At 68.5% G+C, this 17,315-nt stretch carries 11 protein-coding genes; 7 read left to right on the forward strand and 4 right to left on the reverse strand.

Annotated features, from left to right (window positions below; translation table 11 throughout):
- Window positions 1–80 precede the first annotated feature (80 nt).
- The 4 genes from ABTW72_RS00180 to ABTW72_RS00195 are packed head-to-tail and all read right to left on the reverse strand — an operon-like array spanning window position 81 to window position 8,325.
- Window positions 81–3,290 (reverse strand): type I restriction endonuclease subunit R, encoded by a 3,210-nt coding sequence (locus ABTW72_RS00180; RefSeq protein ID WP_350852081.1) that lies wholly within the window; start codon window positions 3,288–3,290, stop codon window positions 81–83.
- A complete protein-coding gene (locus ABTW72_RS00185) occupies window positions 3,287–4,552 on the reverse strand; it encodes a restriction endonuclease subunit S (protein WP_350852084.1) in 1,266 nt (421 codons plus the stop codon). Before ABTW72_RS00185 ends, ABTW72_RS00180 begins: the two co-directional genes overlap by 4 nt.
- Window positions 4,545–6,158 (reverse strand): class I SAM-dependent DNA methyltransferase, encoded by a 1,614-nt coding sequence (locus ABTW72_RS00190; RefSeq protein WP_350852086.1) that lies wholly within the window; start codon window positions 6,156–6,158, stop codon window positions 4,545–4,547. Before ABTW72_RS00190 ends, ABTW72_RS00185 begins: the two co-directional genes overlap by 8 nt.
- 28 nt (window positions 6,159–6,186) lie before the next feature.
- Window positions 6,187–8,325, reverse strand: a complete 2,139-nt coding sequence (locus tag ABTW72_RS00195; protein WP_350852089.1) for a hypothetical protein — start codon at window positions 8,323–8,325, stop codon at window positions 6,187–6,189.
- A 218-nt stretch (window positions 8,326–8,543) separates the two neighbouring features.
- On the opposite strand from ABTW72_RS00195, the gene ABTW72_RS00200 reads away from it, so the two are divergent.
- The 7 genes from ABTW72_RS00200 to ABTW72_RS00230 all read left to right on the forward strand — a co-directional run bounded on the left by ABTW72_RS00200 (window position 8,544) and on the right by ABTW72_RS00230 (window position 17,258).
- Complete coding sequence (locus tag ABTW72_RS00200; RefSeq protein WP_350852092.1) at window positions 8,544–9,098, forward strand: DUF4352 domain-containing protein; 555 nt, start codon at window positions 8,544–8,546, stop codon at window positions 9,096–9,098.
- A 95-nt stretch (window positions 9,099–9,193) separates the two neighbouring features.
- Entirely contained in the window at window positions 9,194–10,969 is a 1,776-nt protein-coding gene (locus ABTW72_RS00205) for a DUF6119 family protein (protein WP_350852095.1), read from the forward strand.
- A gap of 51 nt (window positions 10,970–11,020) precedes the next feature.
- A complete protein-coding gene (locus ABTW72_RS00210) occupies window positions 11,021–11,638 on the forward strand; it encodes a hypothetical protein (RefSeq protein ID WP_350852098.1) in 618 nt (205 codons plus the stop codon).
- 44 nt (window positions 11,639–11,682) lie between these two features.
- Window positions 11,683–12,501 carry a ribonuclease HI gene (locus tag ABTW72_RS00215; protein ID WP_350852101.1) on the forward strand — a complete coding sequence of 273 codons (819 nt, stop codon included), beginning with the start codon at window positions 11,683–11,685 and terminating at the stop codon, window positions 12,499–12,501.
- Between the two features lie 206 nt (window positions 12,502–12,707).
- Window positions 12,708–15,161, forward strand: coding sequence for an AAA family ATPase (locus ABTW72_RS00220; RefSeq protein ID WP_350852104.1), 2,454 nt, complete (start codon window positions 12,708–12,710; stop codon window positions 15,159–15,161).
- Window positions 15,158–15,562: a hypothetical protein gene (locus tag ABTW72_RS00225; RefSeq protein WP_350852106.1), complete on the forward strand. Its 405-nt coding sequence runs from the start codon at window positions 15,158–15,160 to the stop codon at window positions 15,560–15,562. The genes ABTW72_RS00220 and ABTW72_RS00225 overlap by 4 nt, the downstream gene beginning before the upstream one ends.
- 160 nt (window positions 15,563–15,722) lie before the next feature.
- The gene (locus tag ABTW72_RS00230) at window positions 15,723–17,258 is read left to right on the forward strand and encodes a hypothetical protein (protein ID WP_350852108.1); all 1,536 of its coding nucleotides are present in this window, start codon (window positions 15,723–15,725) and stop codon (window positions 17,256–17,258) included.
- Window positions 17,259–17,315 lie beyond the last annotated feature (57 nt).

Below are 17,315 nucleotides of genomic sequence, written 5' to 3' on the forward strand. Positions count from 1 at the left end.
AGAACCACAAGGCCTTAACGGGCGCTGATCGAGGACGCGATGGCATAAAGGGGCCCTCTCGACGGTGTTGGAGAGATCGGTCAGCTTAGCGCCTCGGGTGACCACTCCTCGGCGAAGGTTTCGGTCTGCAGGAGCACACGCCGGATGGCTTCCTCGGCAGCATCCGGGGGGTAGCCGTGCACAGCGAGTAGACGCTTGATCGTAGAGCGGAGCTTGGCGCGTACGTCGTCCCTGGAGGTCCAGTCGATGGTGATGGACCGGCGGACGGACTTGACCAGGTCGCGTGCGATGGCGGCGAGTTGCCCCTCCCCCATTACCACGACGGCCGACTCGTTCTCCGCGACCGCGTCGTAGAAGGCCAGCTCGTCATCGGTCAGCGCAGGGCTGAATTGCTGACCCCGCTCGGCCTCGGCGCTCACTTCCTTCGCCATCGCCACCAACTGCGCGATGATCTCCGCCGAGGTCAGGTTCTGATTGGTGTAGCGGCGCATCAGCTCAAGCAGCCGTGCGGAGAAGGCCTCCTGCCGCACGATGTTGTGCCGGGTCACCTTGCGCATCGTCATTTCGATGGCTCGCCGGAGCGCCTCAATCGCCAGATTCGGCGTCTTGGATGCGCGCAGCCGCTCCAAGTACGCCTCGTCCAGATGAGACAGGTCCGGGCGGTCGATGCCGGCGGCGGCGTAGATGTCGGTGACTCCACCAGCCTCAATGACGCCGGCGGTCAGCTGCCGCAGGTAGAGCGCCACCTCCGCCGGGATGGGCAGCCCCCGCGAGCGACGGTCCTCCACATCGAACTTGGCCATCCATACGCGGACGGCCTGGAAGAACGCGATGTCGTCCCGGAGGTCGTTGATGTCGCCGCTGCTGGAGCAGAGGGCGTAGAGCCGGTCGAGGGTGGCTGCGGCCCGCCGGAAGCGCTCGGCGAGATTCGGCTCGCCCGGCTCCGGCTGGTTTTCCGGCAGGCTCGGGTCGCGTAGGTAGTCGATGGTGCCGAAGGCGGCGTTCATGAAGGCGTTCTTGGCGCCTGAGCTCAACACACCCCGCCAGTCGTACCCGGCGAGGATCGTGCCGCAGAGGACGTCGTGCAGGTCCCGCAGCTTGGCGATCGCCTCGTCGGTGTCCCGCCCGACAGGCTTGGTGTCCTGGTCGCTCTTGGTGTATTCGGCGAGTGCCTCGTGCAGGCTCTGGGTGATCGGGGCGTACCCGACCAGCAGGCCGTCCTCCTTGCCGCGGAAGGTCCGGTTGACCCGGGCGAGCGCCTGCATCAACGCCGCTCCGCGCATCGGCTTGTCGAGGTAGAGCGTGTGCAGCGACGGAGAGTCGAAACCCGTGAGGAGCATCGACTGGACGATGACGAGTTCCAGCTCGTCGTCGGGGTTCTTCGCGCGCGCCCGGATCACCTTCGTCTGTGACGGCCGTCGGACATGCTTGCGGATGTGCGGCTCGTCGTCCGGGCCGCCGGTGTAGATGACCTTGATCTTGCCGAGGTCGTCGGCGTCCGAGTGCCAACCGTCGGGCAATAGCGCGATCATCTCGTCGTAGAGGCGAGCACAGATGTCGCGGGTGGCGCAGACGATCATCGCCTTGCCAGGCCCCCCGATGTACTTGCGCATCTGCTCGGATCGGGTCTGCCAGTGCGCGACCAGGTCGGCGGCGAGGGCTTCCACCCGGTCGGGGGCACCGTAGACGGCGTTCATCACCGCGACGGTGCGCTGGATGCGGGCCTTCTCAGCGTCGTCCAGCCCGGCGGTCACGGTGTCGGCCCGTTCGTCGATGGTCTCCGGGTCGATGTCAGCGGGTAGGTCGACCGGGATGAGCCGGCTCTCGTGGTAGACGCGGACAGTGGCGCCGTCGTCCACGGCGCGGGTCAGGTCGTAGATGTCGATGTAGTTGCCGAACACCGCCTGGGTGTCCCGGTCCGCTTGAGAGATCGGCGTGCCGGTGAACGCGATGAGCGTGGCGTACGGCAGCGCATCACGCAGGTGACGCGCGTAGCCGTCGAGGCTGTCGTAATGGCTACGGTGCGCCTCGTCGACGACGACGATGATGTTGCGCCGGTCCGACAGCAGCGGGTGGTGGCGGCCCGCTTCGCGCTCTTCCCGCGTACGCCCGAACTTCTGCAGCGTGGTGAAGATGATCCCACCAGTACGGCGGTTGGTCAGCTCGGTGCGTAGGCTCTCCCGCGTGACGGCCTGCACCGGTCGCTCCGGCAGTAATTCGCTCGCGACGAACGCCTCTAGGAGCTGCTCGTCCAGGTCGGTGCGGTCGGTGATGACGACGATGGTCGGGTTGCCGAGGCTCGGATGGGTGGCGACCTGGTGGGAGTAGAACTCCATCTCCATCGACTTGCCGGAGCCCTGGGTGTGCCACACGACGCCGGCCTTGCCGTCGCTGCGGGTCGCCTCGATGGTCTTGCGGACGGCCTTCTCCACCGCGAAGTACTGGTGGGGCTTCGCAATCCGCTTGATCGCGCCGCCTCCGCCGTCGGCGAAGGCGACGTAGCCGCGGAGCAGCTCCAGGAAACGGCGCGGCGTGAACAGGCCGTAGAGAGCCAGGTTCAGCGCCAAGTCGTCGTCGTGCTTCGGCGGCTGCGGCACCGGCTCGCCTGCGTCGCCAACGTTCCAGGGGGCGAGGTGCTCGAAGGGGGTGAAGGCGGTGCCATAGCGGGCGGTGATCCCGTCAGAGACCAGGCAGACCACGTTGGCCTTGAAGGCCAGCGGCAGCTCCTCGACGTAGGTGCCGACCTGCCGGTGGGCACCCCGCAGATCGGCGTACGCGTCACCGGCCTTCTTCAACTCGATCAGCCCGACCGGCAGACCGTTCATGTAGCAGACGACATCGAAGCGGCGCTTATGATCACCCTCGGTGACGGTTACCTGGCTTACGGCCAGGTAGTCGTTGGCCGCCTCGTCCCGAAAGTCGATGAGGCGAACGGTCGGGTTATGCACGGCACCGTGCTGATCGTTATAGACGACGGACCGGAGGCCCTTCACCATCAACTCGTGCAGTCGCCGGTTCTCGGTCATGGCGTCCCGCGACCGGGCGGTGAGCACCTGGGTCACCGTCTCGTCGACCTGCGCCGGAGGAAGCTGCGGGTTGAGGCGAGCGATGGCGTCACGCAGCCGGCCGAGCAGGATCAGCTCCGACCACGACTCACGCTCCCCTGTCCCGGGCGCAATCGACGATCCGGGCACGGGCTCCCAGCCGATCTCGGCCAATGCCTCCAGCGCGAGGGCCTCCCACTGCGCCTCCGTTAGGTCAGGCCCAGGCTCGAAAACCTCGCCGTTCATGTCGCCGCTTCCAGGATCTTCTCGGCATCCCGCACCCGAATCGCCCCGGACAGCAGCCCCGGCAACAACGTATCGCGCATCTGGACAAGGGTCCGATTCTCCCGTGCGGCGCTATCGCCTTTCAGGAGCAGAGGAGACATGAACTCGGTAGCGGCTGCCACCGTCGCCCCGCCCGGCATCTTGAACCGATAGTCAGGAAGGGCACGCGCGCCCATGTGCAACACGGTCGTTCCATTGCAATAGGAAAGAGCATGATCACGAAAATCTTGGCTATCGAGAAGGGCGATAAGCACCTCTCGCGAGAGGGCAGGGCCCGGCCTAACGATCACGAGGTCGAGGCTCGCGACAAGTCGGCCCGCTGGATTAAGGGGCACTACCCGCACGGGACGACCGATGACCTCTGCTCGCTGCGTCAGATCGGTTTGAGCTACAACAATATCGCCGCTCTCTAGAGCCTGTGAACCTTTGTGTTCGCCCGAGTACGGTTTAAGGCCCACTTGCTGGAACGACCCGTCGCGCCCAACGCACTTCAGAGTGACCAAGAAGTTCTCCCCAGCCCCAAGGTCAGCGCTTCGATAGGACACCCCCTTGGTGATCTCCGCGTAATCCCCGAGAGACACCTCAGCCCCGCCCGCCTCTGAAAGCAATCGCTGCCCATGCGCCACGGCCAGTTCGGTCGCAGTTGCGAGGATCCGAGAGTTGACCGCGATCTTGTCTTCTAACGCCCCGAGCACCTCACCGACAGCTCGCTGTGTATTTGCTGGCGGGACGACGACAGGAACGCCGGAAAGGATCGCCGTGTTCAGATTTGGCATTGTGGCACCCACAGCATGGCGCACAATCCACGAACGCACCTCTGGATGTCCAAGATAGTAGGAAATGAACTTCGGTTCCGCCGATCCCGCAAGGCGCACCCGTAGACACCCTGTACCGCATAGCCACCCATCTTGGTGACTCCTCACAAGTGCCCGACGTTCAACGTCGCCCCGCCGCGAGTATACGATGTCTCCTTCACGCAGGAGATAGCGCGATAGCCGCTGGGCATCATCGTTATCTATACGAGCGATGCCATCTTCCAGGATGACGTTGTCCCCAATATTCTGCGGCATCACACTTGGGATACCGACCGGAACATAATCCGATGCATGTAGTTGGCTACCAAATGGCCCCGTTTGAATGCCCCCGCCGCCCGATCTACAAAGATCACCAAGGGTCGTGAGACGCCATTCGTCCGGGACGGCACCGATGATCGTTTCAGACATCAAGGCCCTCCAAATGCTGCCGGATCGAGTGCTCCAGTCGAACGGACTCGTCGAAGTGCGCGTGCAGCTCCTTCCTCAGCCGATCGATCTTGTCCGCGATCGGCTCATCGCCCGAGGTGTCGATTTCGGCCGCGCCAACGTAGCGACCCGGCGTGAGTAGGTGATCGTGCTCACGGATGTCGTCGAGCGTTGCTGAATAGCAGAAGCCCAGCTCGTCCTCGTACTTCCGGTCCTCGGCTCGGGCGGACGCGGTGCCGCGCCACGCGTGATACATCCTGGCGATCTTCGCGATGTCCTCGTCGGTGAGGATGCGCTCGGTGCGGTCGACCATCGTGCCCATGTTCCGGGCGTCGATGAAGAGCACCTCGCCGCGCCGGTCAGCCAGCTTCTTCGCCCCTTGCGGCCCCTTGTCCTTGGCAAAGAACCACAGGCAGACCGGGATCGCCGTGGTGCGGAAGAGTTGTGGCGGCAGCGCCACCATGCACGACACCAGGTCCGCCTCGACCATCGCCGCGCGGATCTCACCCTCACCGGACTGTTTTGAGGACATCGAGCCGTTGGCGAGCACGACGCCCGCGGTGCCGCGCTCAGCGAGCTTCGAGACGATGTGTTGCAACCAGGCGAAGTTGGCGTTGCCGGCCGGTGGCACGCCGTACCGCCAGCGCGGGTCCTCGGCGCTGCGCGCCCAGTCCGACATATTGAACGGCGGGTTGGCGAGAACGAAGTCGGCACGCAGGTCGGGGTGCTTGTCAGCGTGGAAGGTGTCCTCCCAGCGCGTGCTGAGGTTGCCGGTGACGCCATGGATGGCAAGGTTCATCTTCGCCAGCCGCCAGGTGCGCTCGTTCAGCTCTTGGCCGTAGACGGCGATGTCGTCGCGTCGGCCCCGGTGGTTGAGCACAAACTTCTCGGCCTGCACGAACATGCCGCCGGAGCCGCAGCAGGGGTCGTAGACGCGGCCGGAGTAGGGCTCCAGCATCTCGACCAGCAGACCCACGACACTGCGCGGGGTGTAGAACTCGCCGCCGCGCTTGCCCTCGGCGCGGGCGAACTTCTCCAGAAAGTACTCGTACACCTCGCCGAGCACGTCCCGAGCAGGGCGATCTCCGTGGCCGGTGAAGCGGGCGTCGGTAATCAGATCGACAAGCTCACCGAGACGCCGCTGGTCAACGTTGTCCCGGTTGAAGATCTTCGGCAGCACGCCGAGCAGCGAGTGGTTGGCCTTCATGATGACGTCCATGGCGTGGTCGAGCAGCAGCCCGATCTCGCCTCCCTTGGCGCTCTCCGCCAGGTACGTCCAGCGCGCCTCCTCTGGCACCCAGAAGACGCCCTGCCCGGCGTACTCGTCGGCGTCGTCGAGGAATGCCTCGACGCGATCTTCAGGGATGCCCTGGTCGAGCACCTCCTGTCTGATCTGCTCGCGCCGCTCCTCGAAGGAGTCGGAGACGTACTTGAGGAAGACCAGCCCCAGGACGAAATCCTTGTACTGCGCGGCGTCCATCGAGCCGCGCAGCTTGTCGGCGGCCTTCCAGAGGGTGTCGCGTAGGTCGGCCATGGTCGGCATGCCGGGCAGTGCGTTCTGCCCGGCAGCCCTCTTCCTGGGGGGCATGCTGCTCCTTGCGTTCGTTGCGGTGCGGTCAGTCTTGCTCTTCGGCCCGAGGCGGTCCAGTTAGCGGCGGCCCCTCCGCGATGGTCAGGAGGCCGTCGGTGAGCCCGGCCACAGCGCGGCGGTCGAGGTCGTCAAGTAGTTCGAGTTCACGGCGGGCCAGGTTACGACGCACCTCCGACGCGGTGAGCAGCGCGTCGAGGCGCGCGACGTCGGCGGGCGGCAGCACGGCGAGCTGTAGGTCGGTGAGTCGGGACGAGGGTCGTACCGCGCCGGGTGCCCGTCGCTGCGTTGCGGCGTTGATCAGGGCTGCGAGCACCCGCGGCGTGAACCGGGCTCGCCCGTCGGGGCGGATCCGCAACACCCGGGTCGGGAACTCGACAACGGAGAAGCCCTCCGTGTCATGATGGGCCCGAAGTGTGGGCGTCAGGCTGACGATCACGTCGCCCGGCTCGGTCGGGCGCGCCCGTGGGTATCGCTCGGCGAAGATCACGCGGTCGATCAGCCGGGAGCCGATCGGCGCTCGCCCGATCACCTCGTCCGGGCCGATCACCGGGTGGTGACCTTCTGTTAGCGCGTCGTCACCAGCGATGCGCACCCCTGAGACGATCTGCAGGTGGCCATCGCGGACCAGAGCGGCGATCGACCTCGTGGCCGGTTGCTCCCGTTCGTCCCGTGCGGCCAGGCGGCTGCGTAGGCGTGGTCGCGGCCCGGCGAGGTCGTCGAGCGCGACCTCCATCTCGGTGACCTCGGCGACCGTCACCCTGCCATCGCGTACGACGTCCCGGGCACGGGCTGGCCGCCGGGCCGTGAGGGGGCGTCGGGGCGCAGTGAGATCGGCGATGTTCACCTGGCTGGCATACGCCCGGAGGTGCTCCTCGGGACGGTGCCCATTCCGCCGCCAGGTCACGATGTCGACGACGAGCTCGTCCACGACATGTTCCGTCAACGCGCGGTCGGAGACGTCGGCGAGCAGCACCCGTCCCTGCCACGGCGATGGGTCCTCCCTGCGAAGCACCCAGAGCGCTGTCCGGTAGCCGGGCCGAAAGGATGCAAGGCCGCCGGGAAGCTGCACGACCGCCTCGACCAGACCAGTGCTCAGCAGTTCATTACGGGAGCGGGCCGCCGGCCGATAGGGCGGCAGGGCGTCCACCAGCAGCTCCGCCGGTCCGAGCACCACGGCGGTCTGGCCCGGGGCGAGCCCACGGGCGACCTCGTTGATCTCGGCGAACGGGTCGGTGTCGGTGCGCGACTCGGACGGGCGGTACGGCACGTGCACGAGCACGACATCGGCGGGTGAGATGCCCGTTGCCAGGCCCCTGGCGGTCGCCACCTGCCAGCTGCCGCGTGACAGGCCCTGCACCGCCAGCCGACGCCGCAGGATGCGGACCAGGAACGGGTTGGAGTCGGCCGCACGGATCACCACCGGCTCGTGATCGCCGAGCTGATGCCGCACCGTCATGAGTAGGTCACCAACACCGGCCCGATAGTCGGCCACCTGAAGGTACCCCTGCTCGTCAACGCGTTCCCGGGCACCGGAGAGGCTGGCCATCAATCGGGCCAGCTGCGGCGTAACCGCTTCCTCGTAGAGCGCCTGCACGCCGAACCGCTGTCGGGCGGCGAGCACCCGCTCGTATGCCTGGGCGCAACCCCAGGCGGCCTCGATCAGCTCGTCGACAACCTCGGCGAGCCAGGCAGCGTCCGACGGCAGCGTGTCAATCTCGCTGCGCAGCAACTGGTCGTCCCAGTCGGCCTCGGCCGCTCGTTCGCGGAGGGCGTCAATGGCCTGCCGGTCCGTGTAGCCGGCGGGCCGCAGCGGCTCGTCATCGAGGTGGTGCAGGCAGATGAGCGCGGTCATCGCCCCCACCAACTCCTGGGGTCGCAGATTGCGACGACGGCCGACACCTGTCGAGGCGCCGGCCTGCAGGGGCAGACAGGCGAGTAGGTGGAGCCGAAGGTCAGGCTCGATGGTGGAACGGACCGCTCGGTTGGTCTCCACCAACCACTCCACGACGTCGCGTGCCTTGAAGAGTGGGCGACCCGCCTCGACCTGAGCCGGTGCCGGGAAGGATGGGTGGCGACGGCGCCAGGTCGTGACGACCGGACGGCGCACACCAGCCAGGGCCGCGACCTCAGGCAGCGAGATCAGGTCGGTGAGCAGGGTGTTCACAGGTGTCGCCCCCTTCTCGGAACGCCTTCTACGGTCGCGTCGACAGTAGACGTCCGTCGGCTACAGGTCCAGCTATGACTCTGGTAACCCGGGTTATCAGTGCCTCGACGGCTTTGTGCTCGCGCTGTCGTGCTCATAGCTGTTTTGATTCAGCGGCATCACCGAGCCGGCGGCACGAAGCCGCGGCATCCCCCTTTCGTAACGACAGGAGCACCCCCATGCGCAAGATGACCACCTTCGCCCTGCTCGCCACCGCTGTCGTCGCCCTCGGCTGCGGCGCTGGCTCGACCGACAACGCGAGCAGCTCCAGCAACGACGCGGGCGGTGCCGGCGACAACGCGGGCGGCGCCAAGAGCGAGGACAAGCCGGCGAAGACCGCGAAGATCGGCCAGCCGGCCCGGGACGGGAAGTTCGAGTTCACGGTCAAGTCGTCCAAGTGCGGCGTCGCCAAGGTTGGCAGCGCCCCGCTCGACCAGAAGGCGCAGGGCCAGTTCTGCCTGGTCACGGTCAACGTGAAGAACATCGGCAAGGAAGCGCAGATGTTCGACGGCAGCAGCCAGAAGGCGTACGCGGCCGATGGCACCGAGTATTCCGCTGACACCGGCGCGGCGATCTACGCGAACAAGAACGCCGAGACGTTCCTCAACGACATCAACCCCGGCAACCAGGTCAACGGCGTCGTGGTCTTCGACATCCCGAAGAACGTCAAGCTCACCAAGCTCGAGCTGCACGACTCGATGTTCTCCGGCGGCGTCACCGTCGCCCTGAGCTGACCCCTCGCGCCGAGGGCGGGACCCGCGAAGCCCGTCCTCGGCGCACCCCTCCCCCGCACCACCGCCACCCCGATTCTCAACGCGAGGAGATCGACGTGCGCCGTGCGAGCCAGCCGACCACGACCAGAGCCACCACGACCAGACCGACCAACCGCCGTGTCGTCCGCAAGGACGTCACCCATCCGCCGTACGAAGCACCCACCCTCTTCGACCTCGACCTGCCCGAGCGACCGGAGGGCACCTATCTGACGTCGGTCTACCAGCTCGAGCGGGTGACGCCGACCATCGATGGACTGCATGACGCGGTCAACCACCGCTACGTGCGACAGCACGACTTCCTGGTCGAGGAGCGCCTGGTCGCCGGTGCGCCGGCGCTGCTGGTGCACGGGACGGTGCCGCGCCAGCGGGCCGACTGGTGCGATGTGCTCGCCTCGCTGACCGGAGAGGAAACCGACCTGGGGTTCAGCAGTGGCGGTGCCGCGCTGCTCGTCGCGGTCGACGACCACGTCTACGCACTCGCCTACGGCACCGTCGGCCGCCACATGGTCGACCTGGACCTGGCCAACTCGGGCTTCGGGATCGGCTTCGCGGTGCGCTCGCTCGCCCCCGACGAGATCAAGCAGGTACGCCGGCGGGTGTTCGGCACCACCGGCCGCGTCGACCGCAACATGGTCCCGGGCGGTCAGCACATCCGGATGTACGGCATCGACAAGTGGGGCGAGATTGTCGGCCAGGTCTGCGGGCGGACGTTCAACCCGAACCTCACCGTCTGCCGGTCCACCGGCAAGGCCACCCCGGTCGAGGGCAGCGACACCCTGCGCATCCACCTCGGTGTCGAGCCCGCCAGCCTGCTCGCCGACCTGCGGGAGATCGACCGGGTCTGCAGGCAGGAGGCACCCTTCGCTGACCTGGAGTTCATCACCCAGATCCGACCGGTGCCGGCCCGGGATCCCCGGCTGGCGAAGGTAGAAGAGCAGTTGGATCGGCTGCTCAGGTTGCCGGAGCCTGCGGAGGTCGGACTGGCCGTACCGGGCCGGGTCTTCAGCGAGATCGAGCGGATCCGGTCGTACAAGCTTCGGGTGCCGAAGTCCGGCCTCGCTCCGGCGCGTGTGCCGGAGCTCACGGTGGCGGACGTGCTCGCGCAGACCGAGGGCGTCCCGGACGGCGAGCGGTGGGCGTCGCTCTGCAACGGACGCGTCACCCTCTACGCGGATGCAGCCGGTGCGGAGGAGATTGGCTCGACGGCTGCCTCGCGGTGGATCACCGCGCAGCTCGCCCACGGTGAGAGTCAGCTCCTGCTGCACGAGGGCGGCTGGTACGAAATCGGCGACCAGCACCGCAAGTTCCTCCGCGACGAAATCGAGCAGATCCTGGCCGGACCGGCCAGCTTCGCGCTCCCGGCCTGGACCGCCGACCTGTCGGACGAGGAGGCGTACAACCTCCGCGCCGCGGAGGTCTGCGGTCTGACCCTGCTGGATCGGAAGCTGCTGCGGACGAGCCAGCACCACCGCGGTTTCGAGGCCTGCGACCTGCTCGGGCCCGGCGACGAGCTGATCCACGTCAAGCGGGCCAAGGGCAGCTCGGCCTTGAGTCATCTCTTCGCCCAGGGCGCAGTGTCGGTCGACGCGCTCCGCTACGAGGCTGACGCCCGCACCGCACTGGTCGAGATGGTCAAGCGGCAGCCATCGGCGCGCGACGTCGATCTGGACTTCCGGCCCCGCAAGGTCATCTACGCGATTGCCCTCGGCTCCGGCAAGCCACTCACCGTGGACTCGCTCTTCACCTTCGCCCAGGTCGCGCTCTACCGGGCCATGAAGTCCCTGCGCAACGAAGGCGTCGAGGTCCAGGTCGTCGGCATCCCGTCGGCCTGATCCCTTCACGACATCAGCTCCACAGCTTCCGACTCCACAGAGGAGAGAACCATGACCGAGCCCCGCCACCAGCCGAACCCGCCGGCTGAGCCCTCGGCTCAGCCCGAGACCGTGGGCGCGACGAGCCCGCAGCCCGTCATCCGCAAGAGGTCCCAGGTCCGGTGGGTCATCGCCGGTGCTGCCGTTCTGGTGCTGCTGCTCTGCTTCGGCGGCTGCGGCGTGCTGCTGGCCACGACAAACGGTGAGGAGTCGCCCGACCAGGGCAAGGCCGCCCCCACCGCCGCATCCCAGTCGCGCCCCAGCACGTCCGCCCCGACCAGTGCTGCGGCGCCGACCACCGCGCCCGCGACGACGCCGCCGCCCGCACCCGTCTACGACACCCCGACGAAGGGCGACTTCAAGCTCAAGGTCAAGACCCTGCGGAAGCAGTGCTTCGGCAGCGCCGGCTGCAACATCACCTACCGGATTGACGTCACCTACACCGGCGATGGCCTCGACCCGTCCAGCACCTACGAGGTGACGTACGAGGTCAAGGGCGCGGAGGACCCGGTCATCAACACCTTCGAGGTGACCGGCGACTCCGCCTCCGTCCAGCAGGAGGAGACGGCCAGCACGAAGCGCTCCGGCGACAAGCTGACCGCCGTAGTGACCGACGTGTCGGAGCTGTGAGAACTCGATGAGCATGCCCCCATCACAAGACGTCAGGAGGCGTCGTGCGCCCCGATGAGTTCCTCCGCGCCCTGACCCAGCTCCCCCCGACCCTGCACGACCGCGTCCTCATCCTTCGCCCCTACACCCGCGCCACCCGTTGCGACGACTGCCAGGGCATCGGTGATGCGGTCCACCTCGCCCTCACCGCCGCCCACTACGACGAGCTGACCTCCGCCGCCAAGCTGCTCGACACCGCCGAGCGCCTCGCTGGTGAGCACGCCGAGCATGCGCCGCCACGCCCGGACCAGCAGTGCGGGCGCGGGCGGGTAATCCGCTGGGCGAAGGCGGCCGGTCCGCTGGTGGCGGCGACCGACGCCAGCTGGAAGGGCCGCGCCGGTGGCATCGGGTACGTGGTCAGCGACGGCCACTACGGCCTGCTCGGGCGAGGCACCGGCCGGCTCGACCCGACCGGCAGGTCCCGGGTGCTCGTCGATGAACTGCGCGCGGTCGACTATCTGCTCACCGGGTACGACGAGGTGCCAGCGGGCATGACCGTGCTGCTGGACAGCCTGACGGCCGTGCGGTACCTGCACCGCTGGCAGGCCGGCGAGACCGACGCGATGCCCGCCGGCTACAGCCTGCGGCAGCGCCGCTGGTCAGACAAACCGACCCTGGTCCGGCTCGCTGAGCAGGTGGCCCACCGTCCCGACCTGACGTTCACGCACGTCAAGGGGCACAGCGGCCACGCCCTCAACGAGGCCGCCGACGGCCTGTCGCACATGGCCCGCCGCCGGCGGGAGGAGTCCTTCGACCTCCGTCCTCGTGCGCATGCCCTGGTCGACGCGTTCCTGCGCGACTGGCACGCGAACGCCATGCTCTGAGCCCTCCCGGGGGCGCCCGGAGCGGCCGGCGCTGGACCACTGATTCGTTTGCGACATCAGCTCCACAGCGTCCGGCGACCACCACCGCCTCCCGACCCCGCTGCTCGCCCCCAGCCAGGCCGACAGCGGCCTCCCCACTTCCACCGCTCACCCCGGGCGGGCCGACGCGCCGTCGGCCCGCGGACACCACACGCCTGGAGACGACCATGACCCAGCCCGCACCGACCACCGCCCCGCTGATCGAGCTGATCTTCGACCGCCTCGCCGCCGCTGACGGCGTCCCGACCGAGACCGCCGAGCTCGTCCTCGCCGCCCTCACCGGCGACGAGGACCTGACCGCGGCACTCGCCGGCACTCCCACCCGGCTCGACCCCCGCTCCCCCACCGACGACGGTCCGGCGGAACGGATCTGGTTGAAGTCCGTGACCGTCGCCGGGTTCCGTGGCGTCGGGCCGGAGCGGACCATCCAGATCGGGCCCGGCCCGGGTTTCACCCTTGTGGTCGGCCGTAACGGCTCCGGCAAGTCGAGCTTCGCCGAGGCCGCCGAACTCGCTCTCACCGGGGACAGCGCCCGGTGGGCCGACAAGACCAGCGTCTGGCGTACCGGGTGGCGCAACCTGCACAACCCGGACCCGTGCTGGGTGGGTGTGGAGCTGCGTGTCGACGGGGTGGCCACGCCGACCAGGGTGAACCGCGCCTGGCCGGTCGGCGCCGAGCTGGCCGACGCCGAGGTGACCGTGACCAGCGCCCAGGGCCGGCATGCGGACCTCTCCGAGCTGGGTCTGGCCCGTCCCCTGGAGCTGTACCGGCCGTTCCTCACAGCGGCCGAGCTGGGCAAGCTCGCCGCCGGAACGCAGAGTCAGCTCTTCGACGCGCTCTTCGCGATCCTCGGTCTGGACGCGCTCACCGACGCCGACCAGCGTCTGCTGCGCGCCGCCCGGCCGCACGAAGCAGCGATCAAGGAGGTACGCGCACAGCGCGCCACCCTGGTCGCCACGCTCGACGGGATCGCCGACGACCGGGCCCGGCGGACCGCCGCGCTGCTGCGTGGCCGGGGCGCGGTCGACCTCGCGGCGGTGACGGCGATCCTCGACGAGCCGGACGAGGCGACCACCGACCAGCAGGTGTTGCTCTGTCGGGAGCTCGCCGCCCTCGCCCCGCCGCCGGTCGACGAGGTGACCCGGCTGGCCGGTCAGCTGCGGGACGCGTCGGTCGAGGCCCAACGATACGACGGTGGTCGGTCCCGGGCCGCGTTGCGGAGCGCCGAGCTGCTCCGCCTCGCCCTCGAACATCACGAGGACGAGGGCGACGGGTCGTGCCCGGTCTGCGCCACCGGCACTCTCGACGGTGGCTGGCGTGCCGTCGCCGCAGAGTCGCTCGGCGACCTTCGGCAGCGCAGTGTCGCCGCCCAGACGGCGACGACCCGGCTGACGGCTCTGCTGCGGCAGACGCACCACCTGATCGACGACCTCGCTGTGCCCGAGGGCCCCGGATCGGAGCCGACGGTCGGGGCGCTGCGTGACGCCGTTGCCGCGCTGCGGCGCGTACCCGGGGAGCCGGGCGAGCTGGCCGACCACCTGGCCGCGCGGTACCCGGCGGTGGTGGCGGCGGTCGACGCCGCCCGCGCGTACGCCGAGGGGTTTCTGCGGCAGCGCGACACCGGCTGGCGGGCGGCGGCGGCCGACGTGCGCGAGTGGGTGGCCACCGCCGGCGGACTGCCGGCGCGGGAGGCGACAGTGGCCCGGTTGAAGGCCGCGCGCGCCTGGCTGAAGGACGCCGGTACGGAGATCCGCAACGAGCGCGTCGCGCCGTTCGCCAAGCACTCGCAGGAAATCTGGGCGCAGCTGCGGCAGGAGAGCAACGTCGAGCTGGGGTCGATGACGTTGGAGGGCGCGAACACGCGGCGGCGGGTCGTCTTCCCGGTCAGCGTGGACGGTGCTGACAACGGTACGGCGCTGGGCGTGATGAGTCAGGGTGAGATGCAGGCGCTCGGGCTGGCGACGTTCCTGCCCCGAAGCTGCGCCCCGGAGAGCCCGTTCCGGTTCATTGTGGTCGACGACCCGGTGCAGAGCATGGACCCGTCGAAGGTGGATGGTCTCGCGCGGGTGCTCGCCGAGCTGGCCGAGCAGCGGCAGGTGGTCGTCTTCACCCACGACACCCGGCTGCCGGACGCGGTCCGCCGACTCGATCTCGGCAAGGCGCGGATCATCGAGGTGACCCGCGCGGAGAAGTCGGTGGTGACGCTGCGGCCCGGCTCCGACCCGGTGACCCGCTACCTGAACGACGCGTACGCGTTGGCGCGCAACGAGGAGATCCCCGCCGAGGTGCGCGGGCCGGTGGTCGCGGAGCTGTGCCGCTCCGCGGTCGAGGCGGCCTGCCATCGCTCGGTGTGGCGGAACCGGGTGGCGCGGGGTGTCCGGCATGCCGACATCGAGGAGGCGATCGAGGACGCGTCCCGGCGGGTCGCCACCACGGTCGCGTTGGCGGTGTTCGACGACGCCGAGAAGGGTGGTGACGTGCTCGGCTGGCTGGGCCGCCGGCACGGACGACGTGCGGTGAACGCGTACCAGGCATGTCGGGAGGGTGTGCACGGTGCGTACCTGGCGGACCTGCCCGGCCTGGTCGCGGACGCCCGCCTCCTCGTGGCGGCGCTGTCGTGACCGCGCCGACGCCACAGCGCTGCCTGACGGCGGCCGATCAGCTGCTGCGCGGGGCCGGGCTACTCGGCGCCACTGCCGTGACCGCGGGCTGGTGGCCGCGGGCCTGCGCCTGTCTGATCCGGCTCGCCCTCGAAGGCGGCGTTGACGCCTACTGGCGGCGGGTGAAGCCGGCCGTGGCGGCGTGCCGGCAGGGCCGCGCGAAGCAGTTGATGCTGCGCGGGCGGCTCGGCCCAGGCAGTGAAACCGCTCGTCGGGTGGCCTTCGCCTGGGCGACGCTCTCCACCGCCACGCACCACCACTGCTACGAGCTGGCCCCTACCGCTGCGGAGCTGCGTCGCCTGCACACCGAGGTGAGCGCCCTGCTCACCCGACTCCAGGCGCCCGCCAGCAGCACGAGCTGACCCAGCCCCTATCCGTCAGTCGCGCTCGCGCCACGCGTTCGACCTGTTCAGCCACTCTCGTGTGGACAGTACGCGGAATGAGGTGCCGCTCCGGTTGAGCCGGGGTGACCTGCTTGACACGTACTGTGATGCTCCCGTTGTCGATCATGAAGGATGTGGGATGGCGCTCGATGGACCGATGGTGAGCCTCGTCGAGATTGAGCCGGGGCTGGCCGTGCTCTTCGCGGACCAGCCGCCCGTCGGCTTCGACCTGATCCCCTTTGAAATGATGAGCCTTCACGCAAGCCAGGGCCTGACCGACAAGCTCGCGATGGCCTCGGGCATCGGCAATCTCGCGGCGCAGGGCGCACAGGGCGCGGCCACCGCGCAGGGGCTGGTGCGTCTGGCGCCCGAGACGTTGCAGGCGCTCAAGACGGCGCAGCCGATGACGTCGGGCGGCTGGAACCTGGGTTCGCTCGTCACGAGCAAGGGAAAGATCGCCGCCTCCGTACGCTGGGCACCTGTGACGGGGGCGCAGGCCGCATCCATACTCAGCGCTCTCGGGCCGGCCGCCGCGCTCCTCGCGCTGCAGGTACAGCTGGCGTCGATCTCACGTCGTATCGACGAGAACATCCAGCTCACCCGTGACGTCCTCCAGGCGCTGCACGAGGATCAGTGGACGACGCTGCTTGGCCTGCACGAGACGACAATGCGCGCGGTGCGCGAGGCCCAGGCGGCCGGCGCCGTCAACGACCACATCTACGCCGCCATCGCGACCAGGGAACCGGACCTGCGCAAGCAACGGCTGCTCTTCAGGTCGTTCGTCCGCGGGCACATCAAGGCGCTCGATACTGACGGACCGAGCCGCCGTGCCCATATCCAGAAGAACATCGAGCAGATTCTCGCCGACGCGCACGGCATGCTCATGGCGGAGTGGTCCTGGTATCGCGCTCAAGTGTTGCGTGCGGGCCACATCAGCCGCGACGAGGCGAATGCCGTCGAGAACGAACGGCTCCTGGCCGAGTTGGTCGCCGACACTCAGCGCGAGCACACCCGAGCCATGGACGAGGTGGCGGATCTCCTCACCGACCTTGAACGTCAGTGCCGTCTGATCGCCGAACTCCCGGCCGAGTGGAGCCTGCCGTTCACCACGAAGCGCCAGAACACCCGGGACACCGTTGCCATGGCCGAGGCCTTGGCCGAGCGGGTAGCGACCCTTCGCAATCGCGTTCACACGCAACCCGGACCGCTGGATCCGCCTCTCACCGTATTCGCCGAGGCTGTGCCGGATGACGTGCTGCGCATCCTCCGGTGGGTCGTGCCAGGCGAGGAACCCTTGCTGGCCATCGCCGACGTCAACCTTGACCGCCTCGTCGGCGAGGACGCGTACCTCGGCGTCACACCCGCACGTCTCTTCATCTCGACGCAGAGCTCGGTTCGCAAACAAGGCGTGATCGAGCGCGAGTTTCCGCTCGCGGACGTTCGCTACGTGCGCTTCCGCGAACGCGACAAGCGAGGCCCGGTTCTGGACATCATCACCACGGACGAGAACATCAAGCTCACCTTCGACGACTGGGCCGGCAAGGGGCAGGGGTTGGACGACAGCCGCCGGCTCGCCAATCTCCTGGCGGCGGCGATGGACCTACCCGAGTCCGAGCGGCGTACCGACCCGCTGCTGAGCGGTGAGTCCTCGACGGCCCGGGCGATCACCCGGTAACCGCAAGGCATTCAGCATCGAGCCTCCGTCGGCGCGCAGCTCGTACGGGTAGGGTCC

This window comes from Micromonospora sp. NPDC127501 (assembly GCF_040302185.1).
In the GTDB taxonomy this organism is placed as follows: Bacteria; Actinomycetota; Actinomycetes; order Mycobacteriales; family Micromonosporaceae; genus Micromonospora.

What these genes read in the sequence shown, in the direction of transcription:
- ABTW72_RS00180 (WP_350852081.1), bottom strand. Translation starts at nt 3,290, where the DNA reads ATGAACGGCGAGGTTTTCGAGCCTGGGCCTGACCTAACGGAGGCGCAG.
- ABTW72_RS00185 (WP_350852084.1), bottom strand. Translation starts at nt 4,552, where the DNA reads ATGTCTGAAACGATCATCGGTGCCGTCCCGGACGAATGGCGTCTCACG.
- ABTW72_RS00190 (WP_350852086.1), bottom strand. Translation starts at nt 6,158, where the DNA reads ATGCCCCCCAGGAAGAGGGCTGCCGGGCAGAACGCACTGCCCGGCATG.
- ABTW72_RS00200 (WP_350852092.1), top strand. Translation starts at nt 8,544, where the DNA reads ATGCGCAAGATGACCACCTTCGCCCTGCTCGCCACCGCTGTCGTCGCC.
- ABTW72_RS00210 (WP_350852098.1), top strand. Translation starts at nt 11,021, where the DNA reads ATGACCGAGCCCCGCCACCAGCCGAACCCGCCGGCTGAGCCCTCGGCT.
- ABTW72_RS00220 (WP_350852104.1), top strand. Translation starts at nt 12,708, where the DNA reads ATGACCCAGCCCGCACCGACCACCGCCCCGCTGATCGAGCTGATCTTC.
- ABTW72_RS00230 (WP_350852108.1), top strand. Translation starts at nt 15,723, where the DNA reads ATGGCGCTCGATGGACCGATGGTGAGCCTCGTCGAGATTGAGCCGGGG.